This window comes from Schaalia dentiphila ATCC 17982 (genome assembly GCF_000154225.1).
In the GTDB taxonomy this organism is placed as follows: domain Bacteria; phylum Actinomycetota; class Actinomycetes; order Actinomycetales; family Actinomycetaceae; genus Pauljensenia; species Pauljensenia dentiphila.
In genome coordinates, this window is the sequence record NZ_DS264586.1 from 1,725,845 (window position 1) to 1,745,553 (window position 19,709).

The following is a 19,709-nucleotide window of genomic DNA, read 5'->3' on the forward strand; positions in this document are numbered from 1 at the left end:
TTTCCTTTCCGCTCAGCGGCCCGTGAGCTGCCAAGCGTCCTCGTTATCCTCAGGCTCCTCGTCGACCCAGTCGGGAGAGGACCCACCAAAGTTATGACCAGAGTACGGGTCAACCCCACTGCCGCGCGAATCGCCGGCGGATGCCGTGCCCATTTCGTAACCGGAAGCGGGAGCTGCATCGGCCGGGGACGAGGCAGGAGCCTCCCCCGCAGCACCCGCGGCGGCGCCGCTGGCCGGGCTGGGCGCCCCCTCGGGAGCGGACGGAGCGGGCGCAGGGGCGGGCTCAGGCTCTGGCTCGGCAATGCCGGCGGACTCTCCGCGCAGCATGGCGAGAACCTCGGGCAGCTGCTCGGGGGTGACGAGCACCTGGCGCGCCTTGGACCCTTCGGAGGGGCCGACGATTTCGCGCGACTCGAGCAGGTCCATGAGGCGACCGGCGCGGGCGAAGCCGACGCGCAGCTTGCGCTGGAGCATCGAGGTGGAGCCGAGCTGGGTGGAGACGACAAGCTCGGCGGCCTGCAGCAGGTCTTCGAGATCGTCTCCAATGTCTTCTGCGACCTTGGCTTCCTTCTTTTCGGGCACGACGTCGTCGCGGTAGTGCGTCTCCATCTGGCTCTTGACGTGGGAGACGATCTGGTGGATCTCGGATTCGGAGACCCAGGCGCCCTGGACACGCATGGGCTTGGAGGCACCTGCGGGCAAATAGAGCGCGTCACCCTGGCCGATGAGCTTTTCGGCGCCGGGCTGGTCGAGGATCGTGCGCGAGTCGGTCAGCGAGGAGGTCGCGAACGCGAGGCGCGAGGGGATGTTGGCCTTGATGAGGCCGGTGACGACGTCGACGGAGGGGCGCTGCGTGGCCAGCACCAGGTGGATGCCGGCGGCGCGCGCCAGCTGCGTGATGCGCTGAATCGACGCCTCGACGTCGCGCGGGGCGACCATCATGAGGTCGGCGAGCTCGTCGACGACCACGAGCAGGTACGGGTAGGGGTGCAGCGTGCGCTCCAGCCCGGGCTTGGCCTGGACTTGTCCGGCGGCCACCGCCTTGTTGAAGTCGTCGATGTGCTTGAAGCCGTAGTCCGACAGGTCGTCGTAGCGCGCGTCCATCTCCTTGACGACCCATTCGAGGGCCTCGGCGGCCTTCTTGGCGTCGGTGATGATGGGCAAGATAAGGTGCGGGATGCCCTCGTAGATCGTGAGTTCCACACGCTTGGGGTCAACGAGGATCATGCGCACCTGCTGGGGCGTCGCACGCATCATGATCGACGTGATCATGGAGTTGACGAAGGAGGACTTACCGGAACCGGTCTGGCCGGCCACCAGCATGTGCGGGGTCTTGGCCAGGTTGGTGACGACGTAGCCGCCTTCGACGTCCTTGCCGACGCCGACGACGAGCGGGTGCTGGTTGCGGCGTGCGGCTGCGGAGCGCAGGACGTCGCCGAGGGCCACGTTTTCGCGGTCGGCGTTGGGGATCTCGATGCCGATCGCGCTCTTGCCGGGGATCGGCGCGAGGATACGCACGTCGGCGGAGGCCACCGCGTAAGCGATGTTCTTCGACAGGTTGGTGAGCTTGTCGACCTTCACGCCGGCACCGAGGACGACCTCGTAGCGGGTGACTGTCGGGCCTCGGGAGAAGCCGGTGACGCGCGCGTCGACGTTGAAGTCCGCGAAGACCTGCCCCAGGGCCGCGACGACCTGGTCGTTGACGGAGGATCGGGTCATGTGGGGCGGGCCGGAGACAAGGAGGTCCTCCGACGGCAGCGTGTAGCTGATCGAGTCGTCGAGGTTGGGCTGGAAGGCCCCCTCGGGCTCGTCGGTGATCGGCGGGGGCGCCGGCGCATCCTCGGGCTCCGGTTCGGGTTCGGGCACGTGCGCGGGCACCTGGACGGGCGCGGGGGCCACGGCGGGACGCATCTGGGTGAGCATCTCGGTGGGCGCGTCGGGCGTCGTGGCACGAGGCCGGGGCGCGGGAGTTGGGGCGGGCGCGGGGGCCGCGATGGCACCGGATTCCAGGAGGCGGGTCTCCCCCACGGATTCCGTGTCGGTCGCCTTGCGGAAGGACTCGTCGCCGTCGTATTCGTCGAGGAAGGCGTCGTCTCCCGCTGCGAGGTCCTTGCGTGCGCGGCGGCGCGCTTCCTTCGCTGGGTCTCCACCCGCTTGATCGGTCGTTCCAGCCTCACCCTCGGGGCGCTCACCGCTGAGGTGGGCGGCGAGGTCGCGCAGGCGCGCGGGAACCTCGGCGACGGCCGTACGCGTGGCGAGCAGGATCGAGTAGGCCAGGAGGAGGATCATGAGGGCACCCGCACCCCAGCCGGACAGCAGCAGGGCGAGGGGGCGTGCGACGAACCAGCCAAGCAGGCCACCGGCCGCCTCAATGCCGGGTTCGGCGCCCATCGCGGGATTTCCACGCGAGATATGGACCAGGCCGGTGAGCGCTGCGGTGATGCCGATGCCGCCTGCCACGTGGTGGGGCAGCGCGGATCGCCCGGATCGCGCGGAGACGAGCTCGACGGCCAGGGCAATGAGGACGAGGGGCAGGACGACCGAGAAGATGCCGAACAGGCCGGCGGAGGCGTGGTGGATCGCATCCCCGGCCTCGCCGGAAACCTGGAACCACTCGCGCAACGCGATAACGATGGCCGCGGCAACTGCAACGAAGGCCGCAGCATCACGCTTGACCTGCGAATCGGTCGCCTTCCATGCGCGCACGGCACCGACACCGGCGCGGCCGAGCGCGGAAAAGAAACGTGCCAGGAAGCCTGGCTGCGTCGCTTCGGGCTGGGGCGCTTGGGCGGACTTGTTCGAGCCTCCCTTGGCGCGCGGGCGCGCGGGAGCCTTGCCGGACGACGAGCGTGGAGACGATTGTGCCATGATCCTTCCACCATATCGCCCGCCGCGGCCCCACTCTGCCAGGCGCGCCGCGCGAGATCAGCGCAGGATGTTCGTAACAACCCCGGTTTCGAGCACGTTTTCAACCTGCTCGCGCGTGGGAACGGGCAGGGCCGACTCGTGGGAGATGGCCAGCGCGGCACCCGCGTTCGCCATGAGGCACGCGGTCTCCAGGTCGTAGCCCATGGCCAGGCCCGCACACATCTCTCCGATGTGGGTATCGCCCACGCCCGCGGTGTCCGCGATACGCGACTGGAACGCGGGAATCGAGATGACGGGAGCATCCGCGACCTTCTGCAGCTCGCACCCCCGCTCCCCCATGCGGCGAACCGTGGCCGCGTCCGGGCGCATGTAGGTGCGGATCGTGGAGCCGTGACGGTTGGCGTCGAGAATACCGGCGAGAGTGGCGGCCTCCCAGCTGCTCATTGTCACGACGTCGGCACGGGGGAAGATCACCTCCCACGCTTCAACGGGAACCTGCGCGACTGCGGGAGACACCGAAACGACGAGTGTCACGAAGGGCGGCAGGGATGCGGCCCACTCGCTCAGCTCGGAAGCCGCGTGCGCGCTCGTCATGTCGGAAGCGGCCACGTGGACCACGTCCCCCTCGCGCAGCTCGATGCTCGCAAGCGCACCGCGCGACGGTTCCGATTCGACGCCGGCCGTCACGACCGAACGCATCGACCCGTCTTCGACGATGAGCTGAATGACGACTCCGATGTCACCCACCAGTTCGGGGGTCAGGACCTCGACGCCGGCCTCGACCAGCTGCTGACGAACGGCGAAAGAGTTCGGACCCGTGCCAAGCGGCGACGCAGCTGCCGTCGGCACACCCATGGCCGCAGCGGCGCACAGGGTCGTGAAGCCACCGCCCGGGCGCGAACTGGCGGCATCCGCATGAACGGATCCGCCACGCTCGGGCACGTATGCGATGTGCATCGGCAACACGAGCGCAACAGAGTGCGTCGAAATAAAACGACCCGACACGTAGATTCCTTCCTTCAAGCGCGCGCTACCGCCCAGCGCGCGAGGGCCTCGTCAATGAAGACTGCCAGACTACTGTTCGGTAACGACCGGAACGATCATAGGACGACGACGCAAGCGTCGCGCAACCCAGCGTCCGATCACGCGGCGCATCGCCTGCTGCAGGACGTAGGGGTCCTGCCCACCGGGAGCAGCCGCGTCCTTGAGCGCCTGCGTGACGTCAGGGAGGATCTCCTCGAACACCGAGTCGTCCTCGGCCATGCCGATCGCGCGAATCTCCGGGCCGGCCAGGACCATGCCCGAATCGCGCTCGACGACCGCGAAGATCGAGATGAAGCCCTCCGACCCCAGGGTGCGGCGGGTCTCCAGCTCGTCCTCGGAGATCTCTCCGATCGAGCGGCCGTCCACATACACGTACTCGCAGGGCACGATGCCCGACACACGCGCAACGCCGTCCTTGAGGTCGACCGTCACGCCGTCCTCGGCCAGGACCACTTTCTGCGGGTCGATGCCCGTCTTAACGGCCAGCTGACCGTTGCCCACCAGGTGACGGACCTCACCGTGGATAGGCATAACGTTCTTCGGTTGAACGATGTTGTAGCAGTAGATGAGCTCGCCGGCGCTCGCGTGACCGGACACGTGCACCTTCGCGTTCTCCTTCGACACGACGCGCGCGCCCAGGCGAGTCAGGTCGTTGATAACGCGGTAGACAGAGTTCTCGTTGCCGGGAATCAGCGAGGAGGCCAGCACGACCATGTCACCCGGCTCGATCGTCACTGTGCGGTGCGATCCCACCGACATGCGTGACAGCGCGGCCATCGGCTCGCCCTGCGAACCGGTCGCCATGTAGACGCGCTGGGAGGGCGGCAGCTCGCCGATGCCCTTGAGGTCCACGATGATGTCCTCAGGGATCGACAGGTAGCCCTTTTCTTCCGCGATGCGCATGTTGCGTTCCATCGAGCGGCCCACGAAGGCCACGCGACGCCCGTGATGGGCAGCCGCGTTGATGACCTGCTGGACGCGGTGCACGTGCGAGGCGAAGGAGGCGACAACGATCTGGCCGGTGGCCTCGCCAAACACCTGATCGAGGACCGGGCCGATCTCGCGCTCAGGCGTGATAAATCCGGGCACCAGAGCGTTCGTGGAATCCACCATGAACAGGTCAACGCCCTCCTCGCCCATGCGGGCGAAGGCGCGCAGGTCGGTGAGGCGGCGGTCCAGCGGCAGCTGATCCATCTTGAAGTCACCCGTGATGAGGACGTTGCCCGCATCGGTGCGCACGAAGACCGCGAGCGCGTCGGGGATCGAGTGGGTGACGGAGACGAACTCAAGGTCGAAGGGACCGACGGTGAGGCGATCGCCCTCGGCGACGACGTTGAGGCCCGGGTCGGGCAGGCGGTGTTCGCGCAGCTTGGGGGCGACGAAGGCCAGCGTCAGGTCGGATCCGTAGATCGGAATATCGCCTCGCAGCTTGAGGAGGTAGGGCACGGCGCCGATGTGGTCCTCGTGGCCGTGGGTGAGGACAAGGCCGACGACGTCGTCCATGCGATCTTCGATCCAGGAGAAATCCGGCAGGATCAGGTCGACGCCGGGCTGGGTCTCCTCGGGGAAGAGGACGCCACAGTCCACGACCAGGAGCTTGCCCCGGTATTCGAGGACGTTCATGTTGCGGCCGACCTCGCCGAGACCTCCCAGCGGGATCACTCGCAGTGCGCCATCTTCCAGGGGCGCGGGTTCGCTGAGGTTCTCGTACAAAGACTTCATGATGCCAGTCTGCCACGTTGACACCGCTTTGCCCGCATCGGGAGACATGTTGGGTAGGTCGGCCCTCTCACATTTAACGCGTTCGGAGACTGCTGAGCTACTCGCTCGCACGCAGATGGCCGTCCTCCATGACGTAGCTGCGGTCCGCGAAGCGCTGCGCCTCGGCCTCGTGGGAAACAACGAGGACGGCCGTTCCACGATCGGCGGCGTCGCGCAGGAGAGTAAGGACGGCGGTCGCGTTCGCGCTATCGAGGCCTGCGGTCGGCTCGTCTGCGACGACGATGGCGGGGTCCATGAGGAGGGCGCGCGCGATCGCCATGCGCCGCAGCTCACCGCCCGACAGCTCGGTGGGCGCAGCATCGGTGAGGTCGCCCAAGCCCACGGCGACCAGCAGCTCGCGGGCACGATCCGCGGGCGCCTCGTCCTTGGTGTAGAGGATCGAGGGGAGCAAGACGTTGTCGAGGACCGTCAGGGCTCGCAGGGCCGTGTGCCCCTGGGGGACGAGGCCGATGCGCTCGTTGCGCAGGCGCGAGAGCTCCTCGTCGCGCAGCGAGTACAGGTCCGTGCCGTCCAGTCGTACGTGTCCTGCGGTCGGCGTGAGGATGCCGGCGAGCATGTTCGCCAGGGTGCTCTTACCGCTGCCCGAGTGCCCGGAGACAACGGTCAGTTGGCGCTCTTCCAGGCCGATATCCAGCGGGTGGACGGCCGTGAAGAGGCGCTTTCCCCCGCGGGCTCGGGCGAATTCTTTCGTGAGTCCCGTTGCTTCGATGATCATGTCATTCCCCTTCCTTGAGGGCCAGGCTGGCGTCCATTGTCGTCACGTACCGTAGCGCTATCCACGAGGAGACGAGGGCGACGAGGCCCACCGACGCGAGCGCTCCCAGCGCGAGCAGCGCCAGCGTGGGCAACGACGGGACGAGGAATCCCCCTCCCAGGCTTTGGCGTACGAGGCCGGAGAAGGACACGAGGAGGACACCGGAGACGACGATGCCGCCGACGCCTCCGAGCGCGTTGACCGCGAGGGCCTCGCGGATGATGATGCGCGAGATCAGCCGACGGTGCGCTCCGGCGGCGATGAGGGTTGCGAATTCTCTCCTGCGCTCGACAATCATCAGGACGAACATGAGGGTGATCATGAGCAGGCCGGCTCCCCACGCGACGGCGATGAGGGTGGTGACCGTGCGCGACGTCGCATCCAAGGACTGGGCGATACCGCTGACCAGCTTCGTCGAGGTGGCGACCGACACGCCGGGTACCTGCTCGCGGATCTGCGCGGCCACGGCCTCGGCGTCGTATCCGGGTGCCACCTTGACCATGACCGAGGAGATGATGCGGTCGGTTTCGAGCGTCGAGTACTTGTTGAGTCCCTTGCGCAGCGAGGAGTCGATGACGTTCTTCGCGGTCTCGAAGTTCATGTAGACCGCATTGTCGAGGGTCGATCCGGTCGGGTCGAACTGGCCGACGACCCGCAGGGTGTTGTCGAAGAGCTGGAAGTTCTCCGGGTCGTTGGCGAGCACGTTGGCGCCGACGATCACCTCATTCTCACCCAGCTGCGCCTGCCCGACGGCGTCGTTCATCCACGGCTGGATCGTAAAGTCGGTGGCCGGGTCATAGGCAATCACCTGGTAGCGACCCGAGCAGCAGCTCGCCCTCGCCGAGGCGAGGAACAGCTGAGAGGAGGCGGCCTCGACACCGTCGACGGCTGCGACTGCCTCGCGCGTGGACGCGTCCATGTAGAAGTACGACGGTTCGGCGTTCACGAGGAAGGTCTGCGCGTCGAAGTCGGTGTCGGCCTCGTCGGGCGTCACCATGATGTCGGCTCCGAGGCGCGACTGGGTCGTGCGCAGGCCGTGTTCGATGCCTTGGACGACCAGCGTTCCGCCGAAGATCGTCATCGTCATGAGCATGGAGAAGAAGACCAGGGTCCCCGTCCGCACGGGGTAGCCGCGCAGGTTCATCCACGGAAGTCGCGACAGCGACAGCATTACGTCATTCCTCCTTGACCGTTGTCCCTACACCAGGACAGATTTATTCCCCGTGGTCGCACGGCTGACCCGAGCGAGCGCGAGACGCGTTCCGGCGACGCCGACACAGGTGACGGCGACTATTGACAGGCCCGCGAGGGGCAGTGACGTCGCGGGGGAAGCGAGGCTCTCAACGAGGCTCCCGTCCCCCACGAATGGCACGGTGAGGGCTGCGAGGCATACTCCCGCGAGCGCTCCGGCCACGTGAAGCAACGCTGATTCGCTCAGCATGACACGGCTCATGATGGAGCGCGATGCCCCAATCGAGCGCCACACGGCCAGTTCCTGCATCCGTTCGTTCATGAGGCTCACCTGCACGATGACGAGGGCGCCCAGTAGAACGAACCAGGTCGCTCCCAGAACCCCGATTGCGATCCCGCGGTGTACGCGGATGCCCGACGCGGCGCCGACGAGCGCATCGGCGGCACGCACCGCACTGACCTTGCGCACGTAGAGGTTGATCCAATTGGTAACGCTCTCGATGGCGTCGCTGTCCGAGGCGCGCACGAGCGCGGCAGAGTAGTCGGTACGCGGGTCGAGGGATGCGTCGTTGTCCTCCCCTGCCGCGCGCGCGTCCGCCATCATGTCCGACAGGGTGTCCATGGAAACGAAGACGGCGTCATCGAGCTCCGAGCCGGTGGTGAGGAGGTGAGCGCCGATCGGGCGCTCGCGCCCGAAGACGGAGAGGGTTTGCCCGTCCGCGCCGGGCACGGCACTACCGACAAGGACCGAGCCGCGCGGCAGCGACGTCCCTTCCCCCTCGGCAATCCAAGGCGAGAGCGCGAAATCCGTCTCGGGTTCGAAACCGACGATCCACCGGGTGGACCCATCGACAAGCGTCTCGGACACATAGAGCTGATAGGACACCGCGGCGATGTCCTCGTTGGACGACATGCGCGCCAGGGCCGAGCGCGGCTGGTGACAGCCCACGGGGGTCCCGAGCATGAGGAGGCGCTTCTTCTCCACCTGGTTCAGGCAGGTCGTCGGGTACACGACGAGGTCGGCGCCGAGCCTGCGCTCAGCGAGGGTGAGCTCCGCCCGCATCGCACCCACGAGGATCAATCCGCCGAACACACAGGCTGCCTGCGCGAGTGCAAGCACAGCGATGATGAGGGAACGGACGGGATGCGCGCGGATGGTCAGGAGGGGAACGCGGCGCAGGGACAGCGCGTTACTCATCGGCTCCCCTCACCGACCCCTTCGACGTTGATCCACAGCGCGGGACGCACCCCGTACTGCAGGTCGACGTTTGCTCCGCTGAGCGAGGGCACGCCCGTCGCGTCGACGAATTGCGTCGCGAAACCGTATGTTCCGGGAGAGCGCAGCCACCAGTCTGCCGTGCCGTCCTCGGAGACGCTCAGGGGTCCGGCGGCCGCGTGAACGCTGGCGGGCGCCGCTCCGATGTCACTGCGCGCGGCGGGCGTGTTCAGGTAGATAACGCTCTCGGTCTCACTGAGCGCAAAAACCCGGTCGTCGGTCGCAGCTCCGCCGCTCGCACCGGTAATCGACTGATCCGCGTTCTCGTTGTGCACCGTCTCGATGAGCCCGCGCTGAGCGGGGGTGAACGCGCCGTCGTAGAAGTCGCCGTTCATCCACGCGCGCAGGTCAGAGTTCTCCCACGTGACCTCCTCGAAGGGCACGTGGTGGTACTGGCGCGCCTCGAGAACGTCTGCGCTCAGGAGCAGGAGTTGGCCGTCGATTTTGTCGAGGACAATCCACGTGATCGACTCTGGACCGTTGCTCGTATTTCCGTCCTGCTCGTAGGAGCCGAAGGACACGGTGTCGCCCTTGGATACCGAGCGGTACGGCAGCGCGGGATCGGCTTCGACGAGGGCCTGCGCGCGCTGCGCCGCGTCGCTGTACCCGCCGAGCGCATGGAAGAGCTCGTACGCCCCCTGGGAGTCCCCGGCCTCGTCCAGGGCGACGGCCTCGCGATAGCGCACTGCGTTGCGCACGACGATCGCGAGAACGGCGACGAGGGATAGCGCGAGGAGAACCGCGCCGATGCGCACGGTTGTCGAACGTCCTTGGGCCCTCACGCCGCCATTGTCTCCCATCCGGGGCAATACGTCAGGCGGAGGGCTTCGCGTCCTTCTTCCATGACGCGACCAGCGCCCCGATGCCGCTGCCGGCAACCAGGACGCTCATGATGCGCACGAAGGGCTGGAAGACGGTGTGGCAGCGCATCGTCTTCATCGCGCACAGCGGGCAGATCCCGCCGGGAATGAAGAACACTACGACGCTGGCGATGACCGCGAGCGCGAGCAGGGCCAGGCGCGCGGGCTTGTTCTTGACGAGGGAGGAGGCGCCGTACAGTGCGATGAGGCCGACGGCGCTGCCAGCCACCATGTTCTGGCACTGGTGGCAGTGCATCCACGAGCCGTCGGCCCGTTGCTCGCACGCCGAAAAGACGGTCACACCTCCGGCGAGCAGCAGGGCGCTGAGAGCGGCGGGGACCAGGGGAATGATGACGTCCTTCTTTGCCACGGTATCCACTCCTTGAAGACAACGATCAGTGTTGATGAGCTTTGCCTAAGTATACTAAGCCTAACTATTAGCGCTCGTCAACGATCGATGATGCCACCACGGCGCCGCCGTTCAGCCCCGCACATACAGCTCACCCCGGCTGGGTCTCGACAGGGGCGAAATGTATGTCAGAGCAGACCAGCGGTGCACAGGGCGCGACGCAGGGCCGACACCTCATCGTCGCTGATACCCACCATCGGCAGGCGCACGGCCGGGCTGTCGATGACGCCCTGGAGCCACAGCGCGTACTTCGCCATGACCGCTCCCTGTCCTCCACCCATGATGGCGTGCACGAGGGGACGCAGTGAATAAGACAGCTCGCGAGCCTCCCACACCTGGTCGCTGTCGAGCAACTCGATCATGCGGCGATACTGGGCCGAGGCCACGTGCGCGACCACGGAAATGAAGCCCGAGGCGCCGCCCGTCATCCACGCGAAGTTCAGGCCGTCGTCGCCCGAGTAGTACTCCAGGCCCGTGCGGTGCATGCGTTCCACGCCTGTCTCCACATCACCCGTCGCGTCCTTGACGCCCAGGATCCGCGGGTGCTGGGCAAGGATGTCAAGGGTCGCGTCAGAGAACGCGATGCCCGTGCGCCCCGGAATGTCGTAGAGCATGACGGGCAGGTCGGTCGCATCCGTCACGGCGCGCACGTGCGCGCGCAGGCCCTCCTGGGACGGGCGGTTGTAGTACGGGGAGACGATCAAGATGCCGTCGGCGCCGTGCTCCTGGGCACCCTCACCGATGCGCACCGCGTGGGCGGTGTCGTTCGAACACGCGCCGCACAGGATGAACGCTCGATCCCCCACGGCCTCACGGACGGCATCCGTCAGGTCGTTCTTCTCCGGCTGGTGAGTCGTCGGCGACTCGCCCGTCGTGCCGGACAACAGAATCGTGTCGCACCCTTCCTCGACCAGCTTGATCGCCAGGCGCTGCGCGGAGGGCAGATCAATCTCACCTGTGTCGGTCATCGGCGTGACCATGGCGGCTGCGAGGGAACCGAAGCGGCGGGCAGGAATGTTACTCATGCGCTCCATGATACGCACGGCCCCGTGCAATGGGCGCACACCGTCCCCGACGTGGACGGAGCACCACGCACGCACTCGCGTGGCGTCGCTCGCGCCGTGGGCCCTTAGTCGCGCTCCGCCCACCACATGTGCTGCGTGGGGCCATCGCCCAGCACTCGCACCGCGCCCGAGGGCGCAAAGCCCGCCGACGTGTAAAAGCGCTGGCGTTCCTCGTCATCCACACCAACCCACGCGCGCAGCTGGCCGCTCGTCAGGTCCGCAACCGCCGACAGCAGGCGCGAGGCATGCCCCGAGCGGCGGAAGTTCTTATCCACCGTCAGCTCATACACCTGCGTCGCAGCCACCGCCGCCTCACCCGACTCAGCATCGGGGGCCGAGGGCACCCCGGCCTCGTCGGGACCGGCGAGCGCGAAACCCACGATCGTATTGCCGTGGAGGGCGACGAGGAGGGCGGTGCCGCCCGGCCGCGGAGAGGCCAGCGTCGCCTCCCACTGGGCAGCGAGCGCCTCCTCGGTGATGCCCTGAGCGTCGAGGGCGTTCTGCCCCATGAGGGAGCGCCAGGCCTCGTACTGCAGGCGAGCGATCGCGCGCGCGTCACCGCTCTGGGCGGGGCGCACGGAGCGGTCCGGACCCACGCTCTGGCTCACAGGCCCATCACCTGGTCAAGGCCGATCGTCAGGCCAGTACGGCCGATCACGCGGCGCACGCCCAGCAGGACACCGGGCATGAAGGACACGCGGTCGAAGGAATCCGTGCGGATGACCAGCTGCTCGCCCACGTTGCCCAGGAGGATCTCCTCCGAGGCGGTCAGGCCGCGCATGCGCACGGCGTGGACGGGGATACCATCCACGCGGCCGCCGCGGCTGCCGAGCTCGTCGGTTTCGGTCGCGTCGGGCATCTCGCCCAGGCCGGCCTCGGCGCGCGCCTTCGCGATGCCGCGCGCGGTCGCCACGGCGGTGCCGGAGGGAGCGTCCACCTTGGCGGGGTGATGCATCTCGATGACCTCAGCGGACTCGAAGTAGGGGGCAGCCATGGCGGCGAACTTCATGGCGAGCACCGCGCCCATCGCGAAGTTCGGGGCAATCAGGACGGCGCGCCCAGCGGCCTCGGCATGCTCACGCACGCGCGCGTAGGACTCTTCCGTCCAGCCGGTCGTGCCCACGACGACGTCCACGCCCGCGTCGAGGAGCGCGTGCACGTTGGACTCGGTGACGCTAGGGATCGAGAAGTCGACGGCGACCTGCGCGCCATTCACGCTCTGCGGCGTGATCTCGTCGCCCGCATCGAAGAGGGCAACGACCTCCATGTCCGAGGCGTCCGTGACCGCCTGAACGACGGTCGAGCCCATGCGGCCCTTGGCTCCTGTCACTGCGACGCGAATCATTGCGCTCTCCTTCTTACGGTTATGTGGCTGTCTTCAGGGTATTCCCACGGGCGGCGCGAGGAGCGCGGATGGACAGGGGGTATCTCACTCCCCCGTTTCTTACTGCGCGGGCAGGACGAGGGCCCGGCAATCCAGCTTCGCGATGAGGGACGCCGCCAGCGCGCGCACGTCGCCCGCCTGCACCGCGTCGAACTCGGCGAGGGACTCGTCGATGGGACGGTAACGTCCGATGATCTCCGAGCGGCCCAGTCGCATCATGCGCGACCAGTTGTCTTCGAGGCCCAGGACGACGCCTCCGCGCACCTGTCCGCGCACGCGCGTCATCTCTTCCTCGGTCGGGCCGTCCGCGGCGAGGTCTTCCAGCTGGGCGCGCATGATGGCCTCGACCTCGTCGACCTTATCGGGGCTGCAGCCCGCGTACATGCCGAAGGTTCCGGTGTCGGAGTAGGCCACGTCGAAGGCGTAGGTCGTGTAGGCCAGGCCGCGCTTTTCGCGCACCTCCTGGAAGAGGCGTGAAGACATGGAGCCGCCCAGGACCGACAGCAGGACACTCATGGTCGGGCCCGCGGGGTCCGTGGCCGACAGGCCCTCGCAGCCGATGATGACGTGCGCCTGGGTCACGTCGCGTCGGCGGGTGATGTCCTTGTCGTGGTCGGCAATCGGTGTCACGGTCGTGGATCGACGAGGCCAGGGCGACGCCGCGCTGCCCGCGTCCCAGGGCGATCCCTCCAGGGCGGCCTGCACGCACTCGCACACTGATTCGTGGTCGACGTTGCCGGCGGCTGCAACGATGAGGGATGAGGGGCCGTAGTGGGCCTGGTAGTGCTCCCAGACATCCGCGCGCTCGACCTCACGGATGGCCTGGGCGGTGCCACCGACGGGGCGTCCGATCGGGCGGTCGCCGTGGACGGCCAGCTGGAAGGTGTCGTGGACCGTGTCCGTGGGCGAGTCCTCCCCCATTGCCAGCTCGTCGAGGATGACGCCGCGCTCCATCGAGAAATCTACCTCGTCGAGGCGCGAGTCGGTGACCATGTCGGTCAGCGTCTCGATCGCCATGTCGAGGTCCGCGTCGCGCACGCGCGCCCAGTAGGCGGTGTGCTCGCGCGCGGTCTCGGCGTTCGACTCGCCGCCCACGCTGTCGAAGGCGACGGCGATGTCGAGGGCGGAGCGCTTGTTCGTGCCCTTGAAGAGGAGGTGCTCGAGGAAGTGGGTCGACCCGGCCGTGCGCGGTCCCTCGTCGCGTGACCCCACGGGCACCCACAGGGACACGCCCGCGCTCTTCGTTGCGGGAATCTCCTGGGTCAGGACGCGCGTCCCGGCTCCCAGGATCGTGCGTTCAATGCGGGTATCGCCATCCTCGATGGACAGGCGGGCCTCGTCGAGCGGCAGCGGCTTGGGCGTCATACTTCTCCTCTTGCGTCCCCACAGTCCGGGGGTTGGCACGAAACGTTCACAGTGTAGCCGTAAAAGGGACGGTGGCCGGGCGGAGCACACGCTCCGTCCCGGCCACCGGTCCGATTTAGCTAGCGGGAGCTACTCACTCCTCGGAAGCGCCGTCCTCGCGCTCGTCATCACGGCGACGACGGGTGCGGGTACGGGGGCGACGCTCGCGACGCTCAGAGCGATCGCGGCGCTCGCGACGTTGCTCGGTCTGCTCGCCCTCGGCGGCCTCAAGCTCACCGGCCTCGCCGTCGATGACGGCGTGCAGGCTCAGCTTGCCGCGGTCGCCGATCTCAGCGATCTCGACCTCGACCTGCTGGCCGACCTGCAGGACGTCGTCCACGGAGTCGATGCGCTTGCCACCCACGAGGCGACGGACCTGCGAGATGTGCAGGAGGCCGTCCTTGCCGGGGGTCAGCGACACGAAGGCACCGAACGAGGTGGTCTTGACGACCGTGCCGACGAAGCGCTCGCCGACCTCGGGCATCTGCGGGTTCGCGATCTGGTTGACCATCGTGCGGGCGGCCTCGGCGGAAGCACCGTCGGAGGAGGCGATGTAGACGGTGCCGTCATCCTCGATGGTGACGTCAGCGCCGGTCTCGTCCTGGATCTGGTTGATCATCTTGCCCTTGGGGCCGATGACCTCGCCGATCTTGTCGACGGGGACCTTGACGGTGATGATGCGAGGAGCGTTGGGGCTCATCTCATCCGGGCCGTCGATCGCCTGGTTGATCAGGTCGAGGATCGCCAGTCGGGCATCGCGGGCCTGGGCCAGCGCGGCGCGCAGCACCTGGGAGTCGATGCCGTCAAGCTTGGTGTCCAGCTGCAGGGCCGTGATGAAGTCGCGGGTACCGGCAACCTTGAAGTCCATGTCGCCGAAGCCGTCCTCAGCACCCAGGATGTCGGTCAGGGTGACGGCCTTGAACTGGCCATCGACCTCACCGGTCATGAGGCCCATCGCGATGCCCGCGACGGGGGCGCGCAGCGGCACGCCGGCCTGGAGGAGGGACAGGGTCGAGGCACAGACCGAGCCCATCGACGAGGAGCCGTTGGAGCCCATGGTCTCGGAGACCTGACGGATCGCGTAGGGGAAGTCCTCACGCGAGGGCAGGACGGGGACCAGGGCGCGCTCAGCCAGGTCGCCGTGGCCGATCTCGCGGCGCTTCGGGGAGCCGACGCGGCCGACCTCGCCCGTGGAGAACGGGGCGAAGTTGTACTGGTGCATGTAACGCTTGGCGTTGACGGGCGACAGGTTGTCGATCTGCTGCTCCATGCGCAGCATGGCCAGGGTGGTGACGCCCAGGATCTGGGTCTCGCCACGCTGGAACAGGGCGGAACCGTGCACGCGGGGCAGGACCTCGACCTCGGCGGAGAGGGAACGGATCTGGCGCGGGGTGCGACCGTCCATGCGGATCTCTTCGCGCAGGGTGCGGTTACGGATCGTGGCCTTCTCGAGCGAGCGGAAGGCGGCCTTGAGGGCCTTCTCCGACTCGGGGAAGCGCTCGGCCAGAGCCTCGAGCATCTCTTCCTTGACGGCGTCCACGGCCTCGTCGCGGGCGAGCTTACCCTCGGTCAGTAGGGCCTGGGCGACCTTCTCGGCCGCGTATTCCTCGACCGCCGCGTACTCTTCGTCGGTGTAGTCCAGGAACAGCGGGAACTCGACGGTCTCCTTGGAGGCCTTCTCGGCCACCTTGAGCTGAGCCTCGCACAGGACCTTGATGAAGGGCTTGGCGGCCTCGAGGCCGTCGGCCACGATGTCTTCGGTGGGGGCGGTGGCGCCAGCCTGAATGAGCTCCCACTGGTTCTTGCCGCCGCCGGCCTCGACCATCATGATCGCGACGTCTTCGGAGCCGTCTTCCTTGGTGACGATGCGGCCCGCGACAACGATGTTGAACACGGAACGCTCGAGCTCGCTCCAGCGCGGGAACGCGACCCACTGGTCGTCGATGAGCGCCAGGCGGGTGCCACCGATCGGGCCGGTGAAGGGCAGGCCGGCGATCTGGGTGGACATGGACGCGGCGTTGATCGCCAGAACGTCGTAGGCGTCGTCCGGATCAATCGTCAGGACGGTCTCAACGACCTGGACCTCGTTGCGCAGGCCCTTGACGAAGCCGGGGCGCAGCGGGCGGTCGATGAGGCGGGCGGCCAGGATGGCCTCGGTGCCCGCGCGGCCTTCGCGGCGGAAGAAGGAACCGGGGATGCGACCCGCGGCGTACTGACGCTCTTCAACGTCGACGGTCAGCGGGAAGAAGTCGAACTGGTCCTTGGGGTTCTTGCCCACCGTGGTGGCGGACAGAACGGTGGTGGAATCGTCCAGGTAGGCCAGGGCGGAGCCGGCGGCCTGCTTGGCGAGACGGCCGGTTTCGAAGCGCACGGTGCGCTTACCGAAACGGCCGTTATCGATAATCGCCTCTGCGGCGATGATGTCGGAGCCTTCCATCATGGGGCGTTTCTCCTTGGTTTGTTGGTGTCGCGCTCCACTTCGGCCTTCGATCGAAGCCCACGGATAAACGCTCCGTAGGCCACTGTCGAAAACCGGCGGCTTTCGCGCGAGAATTAACGGTTTGCCCGAGGCGGGCGTGTGAAAACCGGCCCGTCTCCGCTACGGGAGGCGGGCCGGCCCAAAATCAGCGGCGCAGGCCGAGACGCTCGATGAGCGAGCGGTAACGCTCGATGTCGATGTCAGCCAGGTAACCCAGCAGGCGGCGACGACGGCCGACCAGCAGCAGCAGGCCACGACGGGAGTGGTGGTCGTGCGTGTGGGTCTTGAAGTGCTCGGTCAGATCCTTGATGCGGCGGGTCAGCAGCGCGATCTGCACCTCGGGGGAACCGGTGTCGCCCTCGTGGGTCGCGTACTCGGCGATGATCTGGTCCTTGACGTCCTTGCTCAGCGGCACAGGCTTCTCCTTTGTGTTCGTTGCGCGGGGCATCCGGGCTTTTCCCGGGTGCTGACAGTCCGCGGCCGGTGTACGGCCTTTCTACAGTAGCACGCCACCGGCGTTATCCCCACAATGAGCGACCAAGCTAACGATTCTGCCTTCTCACAAGGACTTTTCTCCTCCCCCGACCTGCGCTCCCCGGCCTCGGGCTGGGTGTGCGCCCCCTGAAGCGCGGGGCCAGGCGAAGAGGAGGGTGCCCTATCGGGCGGTGACGGAGTCCGGATCGACGCGCCCGGCGACGCCGATGCCGAGGACGGAGGCCGTCTGACGCAGGTCGTCATCCATCTGGGTAAGCAGTTCGTCGAGGGAGTCGAAGGAGAGCATGGGGCGGATGCGCGACACGAAGGTCACCGCGATACGTTCACCGTACAGGTTGAGGTCGGAGCGCCCCAGGACGTGGGCTTCGACGGTGCGTTCGACGCCGTTGAACTGGGGGTTGGTGCCCACGGAGATGGCAGCGGGGAGGAACTCGGCGGACTGGGTGCCGGGCACGGCGCGCACGACCCACCCGGCGTAGACGCCGTCGGCGGGGATGACACCTTCGACGTCCTCGGACAGGTTTGCGGTCGGGAAGCCGAGGGTGCGGCCGCGCTTGAAGCCGTGGCACACGGTGCCGCGGATGCGGTGAAGATGGCCGAGGACGCGGGCGGCACCAGACACGTCACCGGCGGCGAGGAGCTCGCGCACCCACGAGGAGGACCAGCGGCGCCCCTCGGGGGCCTCGATGTCGGTGACCGTGATGACGTTAAACCCGTAGCGGCGCCCGAGCTCACGCAGCGTGTCGATGGTGCCCGCGTTGCCGCGTCCGAAACGGAAGTCTTCGCCGACGACGACTTCGCGAGCACCGCAGCGCTCCACCAGGTATTCGTAGACGAACTCGTCGGCTTCGAGGCTGTACACGCTCGCGTCGTAGTGGGCGACGAGCGTGGCGTCCAGGCCAGCAGCGGCCATCGCGTCGAGGCGGTCGCGCAGCGGGGAGATGAGCTGGAGACCTACCTCCGGCTTGTGGACCTGGATGGGGTGCGGGTCGAAGGTGATGGCCACGGCGTCGACGCCGAGCTTATGGGCGCGCTCGATGCACGTGGAGATGACCTTCTTGTGTCCGTTGTGCATGCCATCGAAGTTGCCGATGGTGACGACACTGGCCTCGTTGCCGGGAATGTCAGAGAGTGAATACCAAACGTTCATGAGTCTCTTTCTAGAAAACCAGGACGGTACGCAGTCGAGCCGCGTCGATGCGAAGCAGGCCCAGGACGGTGCCGTCGGGCGCGACGGCGGCGATCGGCGCGGGCTCCTCCTCGGGGGCGCTCTTCGGGCAGTAGCCAGCCTCGACCGCCCACTGCGCCAACTCACTGCGAGAACGCCTTGGGGCCTGGCCGTGGGCGAACGCTCCGGCCTCGGCCTCGGTCATGAGCAGGGAGGGGAACATGGTGCGCGCAGCCTCGCCCAGGGGGACGAGGGGCAGGACCGGCTCCGCGTCCGACTCTCCTTCGGCGGATGCCGCCTCGACGGCGGCGCTCAGTTCGTCGAGCGTCATTGCCGCCTCCAGCGGCACGTCTCCCACGCGCGTACGTCGCAACGCCGTCAGGTGCGCGCCCACGCCGAGCGCCTCGCCAGCGTCGCGCGCGAGGGCGCGCACGTAAGTGCCCGAGGAGCACTCGACAACGACGTCAACGTCCACGACCCGGACGCTGCCTGGCGCGACCGCGCCATCGGGAGCGGTCTCAGGGTCGGGCTCGTCGAGGATGCACCAGGCGGGGCGCGGGGGCGCGAGGACCTCCAGGCGCGAGATGCGAACCGGGCGCGCGGCCAGCTCGACGTCCTCGCCTGCGCGAGCGAGTGCGTAGGCACGCTTGCCATTCACCTTGATCGCCGAGACGGTCGAGGGCACCTGCATAATGTCCCCACGCTGCGGCGCAAGCGCAGCCTCAAGCTGCTCCTCACTCAACGAGGCACAGCCAACGGCCGCGGTCGCGACGCCCTCAGCGTCGTCCGTGTTGGTGGCGACGCCGAAGCGGATCGTCGCCCGATATTCCTTCGAGTGGCCGCTCACCCAAGTGAGCAGCTTCGTCGCCTTGCCGATGCCGATCACGAGGACTCCCGTGGCCATCGGGTCCAGGGTGCCGCCGTGCCCCACCTTGCGGGTGCGGGCCAGGCGTCGCACGCGCGAGACCACGTCGTGGCTGGTGAGCCCCTGCGGCTTGTCGATGACAAGCAGGCCGGGACGCGGATTATCGGGTCGACGAGCCATGAGGGTCAGGCCCAATCCTTCGCGTCTGCCTCGTCCTCTTCGTCGTCGTGACGGTAGGGGTCGGCGTCACCAGCGTAGGTGGCGCCAGCAGACGCGGCGGCAATCGCCTCATCCTTGGCCTTGGCCTTGGCCAGGGCGTCCTCGAGCGCGGCAGCGCTCTCGGGCAGCGCGTCGAGGATGAACTCCAGGGTCGGGGTCAGGCGCAGGCCCAGGGCCTTGCCCACGCGGGAGCGGAAGAGCCCCTGCGCGGATGCGAACGCGCGCGCGGCCTTCTCACGCTGCTCGTCGTCGCCGAGCACCGTGTAGAAGATGGACGCATGCTGCAGGTCGCCCGTCACTCGCACGTCCGTGATGGTGACGAGCTCCAGGCGGGGATCCTTCACGTGGCGTCCGATCATCGACGCGACGGTCTGCAGGATTCGCTCCTGCACCTTTCGAACGCGAGCTTCGTCAGCCATCGCGCCCTCCTTTCGGGCGGTGTCGCCC

Annotated in this window: 17 protein-coding genes; all 17 read right to left on the reverse strand. The window is 67.6% G+C overall.

What is annotated here, in order from left to right:
- Positions 1-12: 12 nt before the first annotated feature.
- A complete protein-coding gene (locus tag ACTODO_RS07365) occupies positions 13-2,868 on the reverse strand; it encodes an FtsK/SpoIIIE family DNA translocase (protein WP_003792725.1) in 2,856 nt (951 codons plus the stop codon).
- Between the two features lie 57 nt (positions 2,869-2,925).
- A complete protein-coding gene (locus tag ACTODO_RS07370) occupies positions 2,926-3,825 on the reverse strand; it encodes a PfkB family carbohydrate kinase (RefSeq protein WP_003792726.1) in 900 nt (299 codons plus the stop codon).
- A gap of 117 nt (positions 3,826-3,942) precedes the next feature.
- Complete coding sequence (locus ACTODO_RS07375) at positions 3,943-5,634, reverse strand: ribonuclease J (RefSeq protein WP_034512655.1); 1,692 nt, start codon at positions 5,632-5,634, stop codon at positions 3,943-3,945.
- Positions 5,635-5,731: 97 nt separating this feature from the next.
- Positions 5,732-6,409 carry an ABC transporter ATP-binding protein gene (locus tag ACTODO_RS07380; protein WP_003792729.1) on the reverse strand — a complete coding sequence of 226 codons (678 nt, stop codon included), beginning with the start codon at positions 6,407-6,409 and terminating at the stop codon, positions 5,732-5,734.
- Between the two features lies 1 nt (position 6,410).
- On the reverse strand, positions 6,411-7,619 hold the full coding sequence (locus ACTODO_RS07385) for an ABC transporter permease (RefSeq protein WP_003792730.1): 1,209 nt from the start codon (positions 7,617-7,619) through the stop codon (positions 6,411-6,413).
- Positions 7,620-7,646: 27 nt separating this feature from the next.
- The gene (locus tag ACTODO_RS07390) at positions 7,647-8,837 is read right to left on the reverse strand and encodes an FtsX-like permease family protein (protein WP_003792731.1); all 1,191 of its coding nucleotides are present in this window, start codon (positions 8,835-8,837) and stop codon (positions 7,647-7,649) included.
- Positions 8,834-9,715, reverse strand: a complete 882-nt coding sequence (locus ACTODO_RS07395; RefSeq protein ID WP_003792732.1) for a DUF6273 domain-containing protein — start codon at positions 9,713-9,715, stop codon at positions 8,834-8,836. Before ACTODO_RS07395 ends, ACTODO_RS07390 begins: the two co-directional genes overlap by 4 nt.
- Before the next feature lie 13 nt (positions 9,716-9,728).
- On the reverse strand, positions 9,729-10,145 hold the full coding sequence (locus tag ACTODO_RS07400) for a DUF4418 family protein (protein ID WP_196773366.1): 417 nt from the start codon (positions 10,143-10,145) through the stop codon (positions 9,729-9,731).
- A gap of 167 nt (positions 10,146-10,312) precedes the next feature.
- Positions 10,313-11,209, reverse strand: a complete 897-nt coding sequence (dapA, locus tag ACTODO_RS07405) for a 4-hydroxy-tetrahydrodipicolinate synthase (RefSeq protein WP_034512304.1) — start codon at positions 11,207-11,209, stop codon at positions 10,313-10,315.
- Between the two features lie 104 nt (positions 11,210-11,313).
- On the reverse strand, positions 11,314-11,856 hold the full coding sequence (locus ACTODO_RS07410; protein ID WP_003792735.1) for a GNAT family N-acetyltransferase: 543 nt from the start codon (positions 11,854-11,856) through the stop codon (positions 11,314-11,316).
- Positions 11,853-12,593, reverse strand: coding sequence for a 4-hydroxy-tetrahydrodipicolinate reductase (gene dapB / locus ACTODO_RS07415; protein WP_003792736.1), 741 nt, complete (start codon positions 12,591-12,593; stop codon positions 11,853-11,855). The genes ACTODO_RS07410 and dapB overlap by 4 nt, the downstream gene beginning before the upstream one ends.
- A 99-nt stretch (positions 12,594-12,692) precedes the next feature.
- Positions 12,693-13,997 (reverse strand): M16 family metallopeptidase, encoded by a 1,305-nt coding sequence (locus tag ACTODO_RS07420; RefSeq protein ID WP_003792737.1) that lies wholly within the window; start codon positions 13,995-13,997, stop codon positions 12,693-12,695.
- Positions 13,998-14,130: 133 nt separating this feature from the next.
- On the reverse strand, positions 14,131-16,476 hold the full coding sequence (locus tag ACTODO_RS07425) for a polyribonucleotide nucleotidyltransferase (protein WP_003792738.1): 2,346 nt from the start codon (positions 16,474-16,476) through the stop codon (positions 14,131-14,133).
- A 184-nt stretch (positions 16,477-16,660) separates the two neighbouring features.
- Positions 16,661-16,930 carry a 30S ribosomal protein S15 gene (gene rpsO / locus ACTODO_RS07430; protein WP_007587851.1) on the reverse strand — a complete coding sequence of 90 codons (270 nt, stop codon included), beginning with the start codon at positions 16,928-16,930 and terminating at the stop codon, positions 16,661-16,663.
- A 240-nt stretch (positions 16,931-17,170) separates the two neighbouring features.
- On the reverse strand, positions 17,171-18,160 hold the full coding sequence (locus tag ACTODO_RS07435; RefSeq protein WP_003792741.1) for a bifunctional riboflavin kinase/FAD synthetase: 990 nt from the start codon (positions 18,158-18,160) through the stop codon (positions 17,171-17,173).
- A gap of 10 nt (positions 18,161-18,170) precedes the next feature.
- Complete coding sequence (gene truB, locus ACTODO_RS07440) at positions 18,171-19,223, reverse strand: tRNA pseudouridine(55) synthase TruB (protein ID WP_034512308.1); 1,053 nt, start codon at positions 19,221-19,223, stop codon at positions 18,171-18,173.
- A 5-nt stretch (positions 19,224-19,228) separates the two neighbouring features.
- Complete coding sequence (gene rbfA, locus ACTODO_RS07445) at positions 19,229-19,681, reverse strand: 30S ribosome-binding factor RbfA (protein ID WP_003792743.1); 453 nt, start codon at positions 19,679-19,681, stop codon at positions 19,229-19,231.
- Positions 19,682-19,709: the final 28 nt, after the last annotated feature.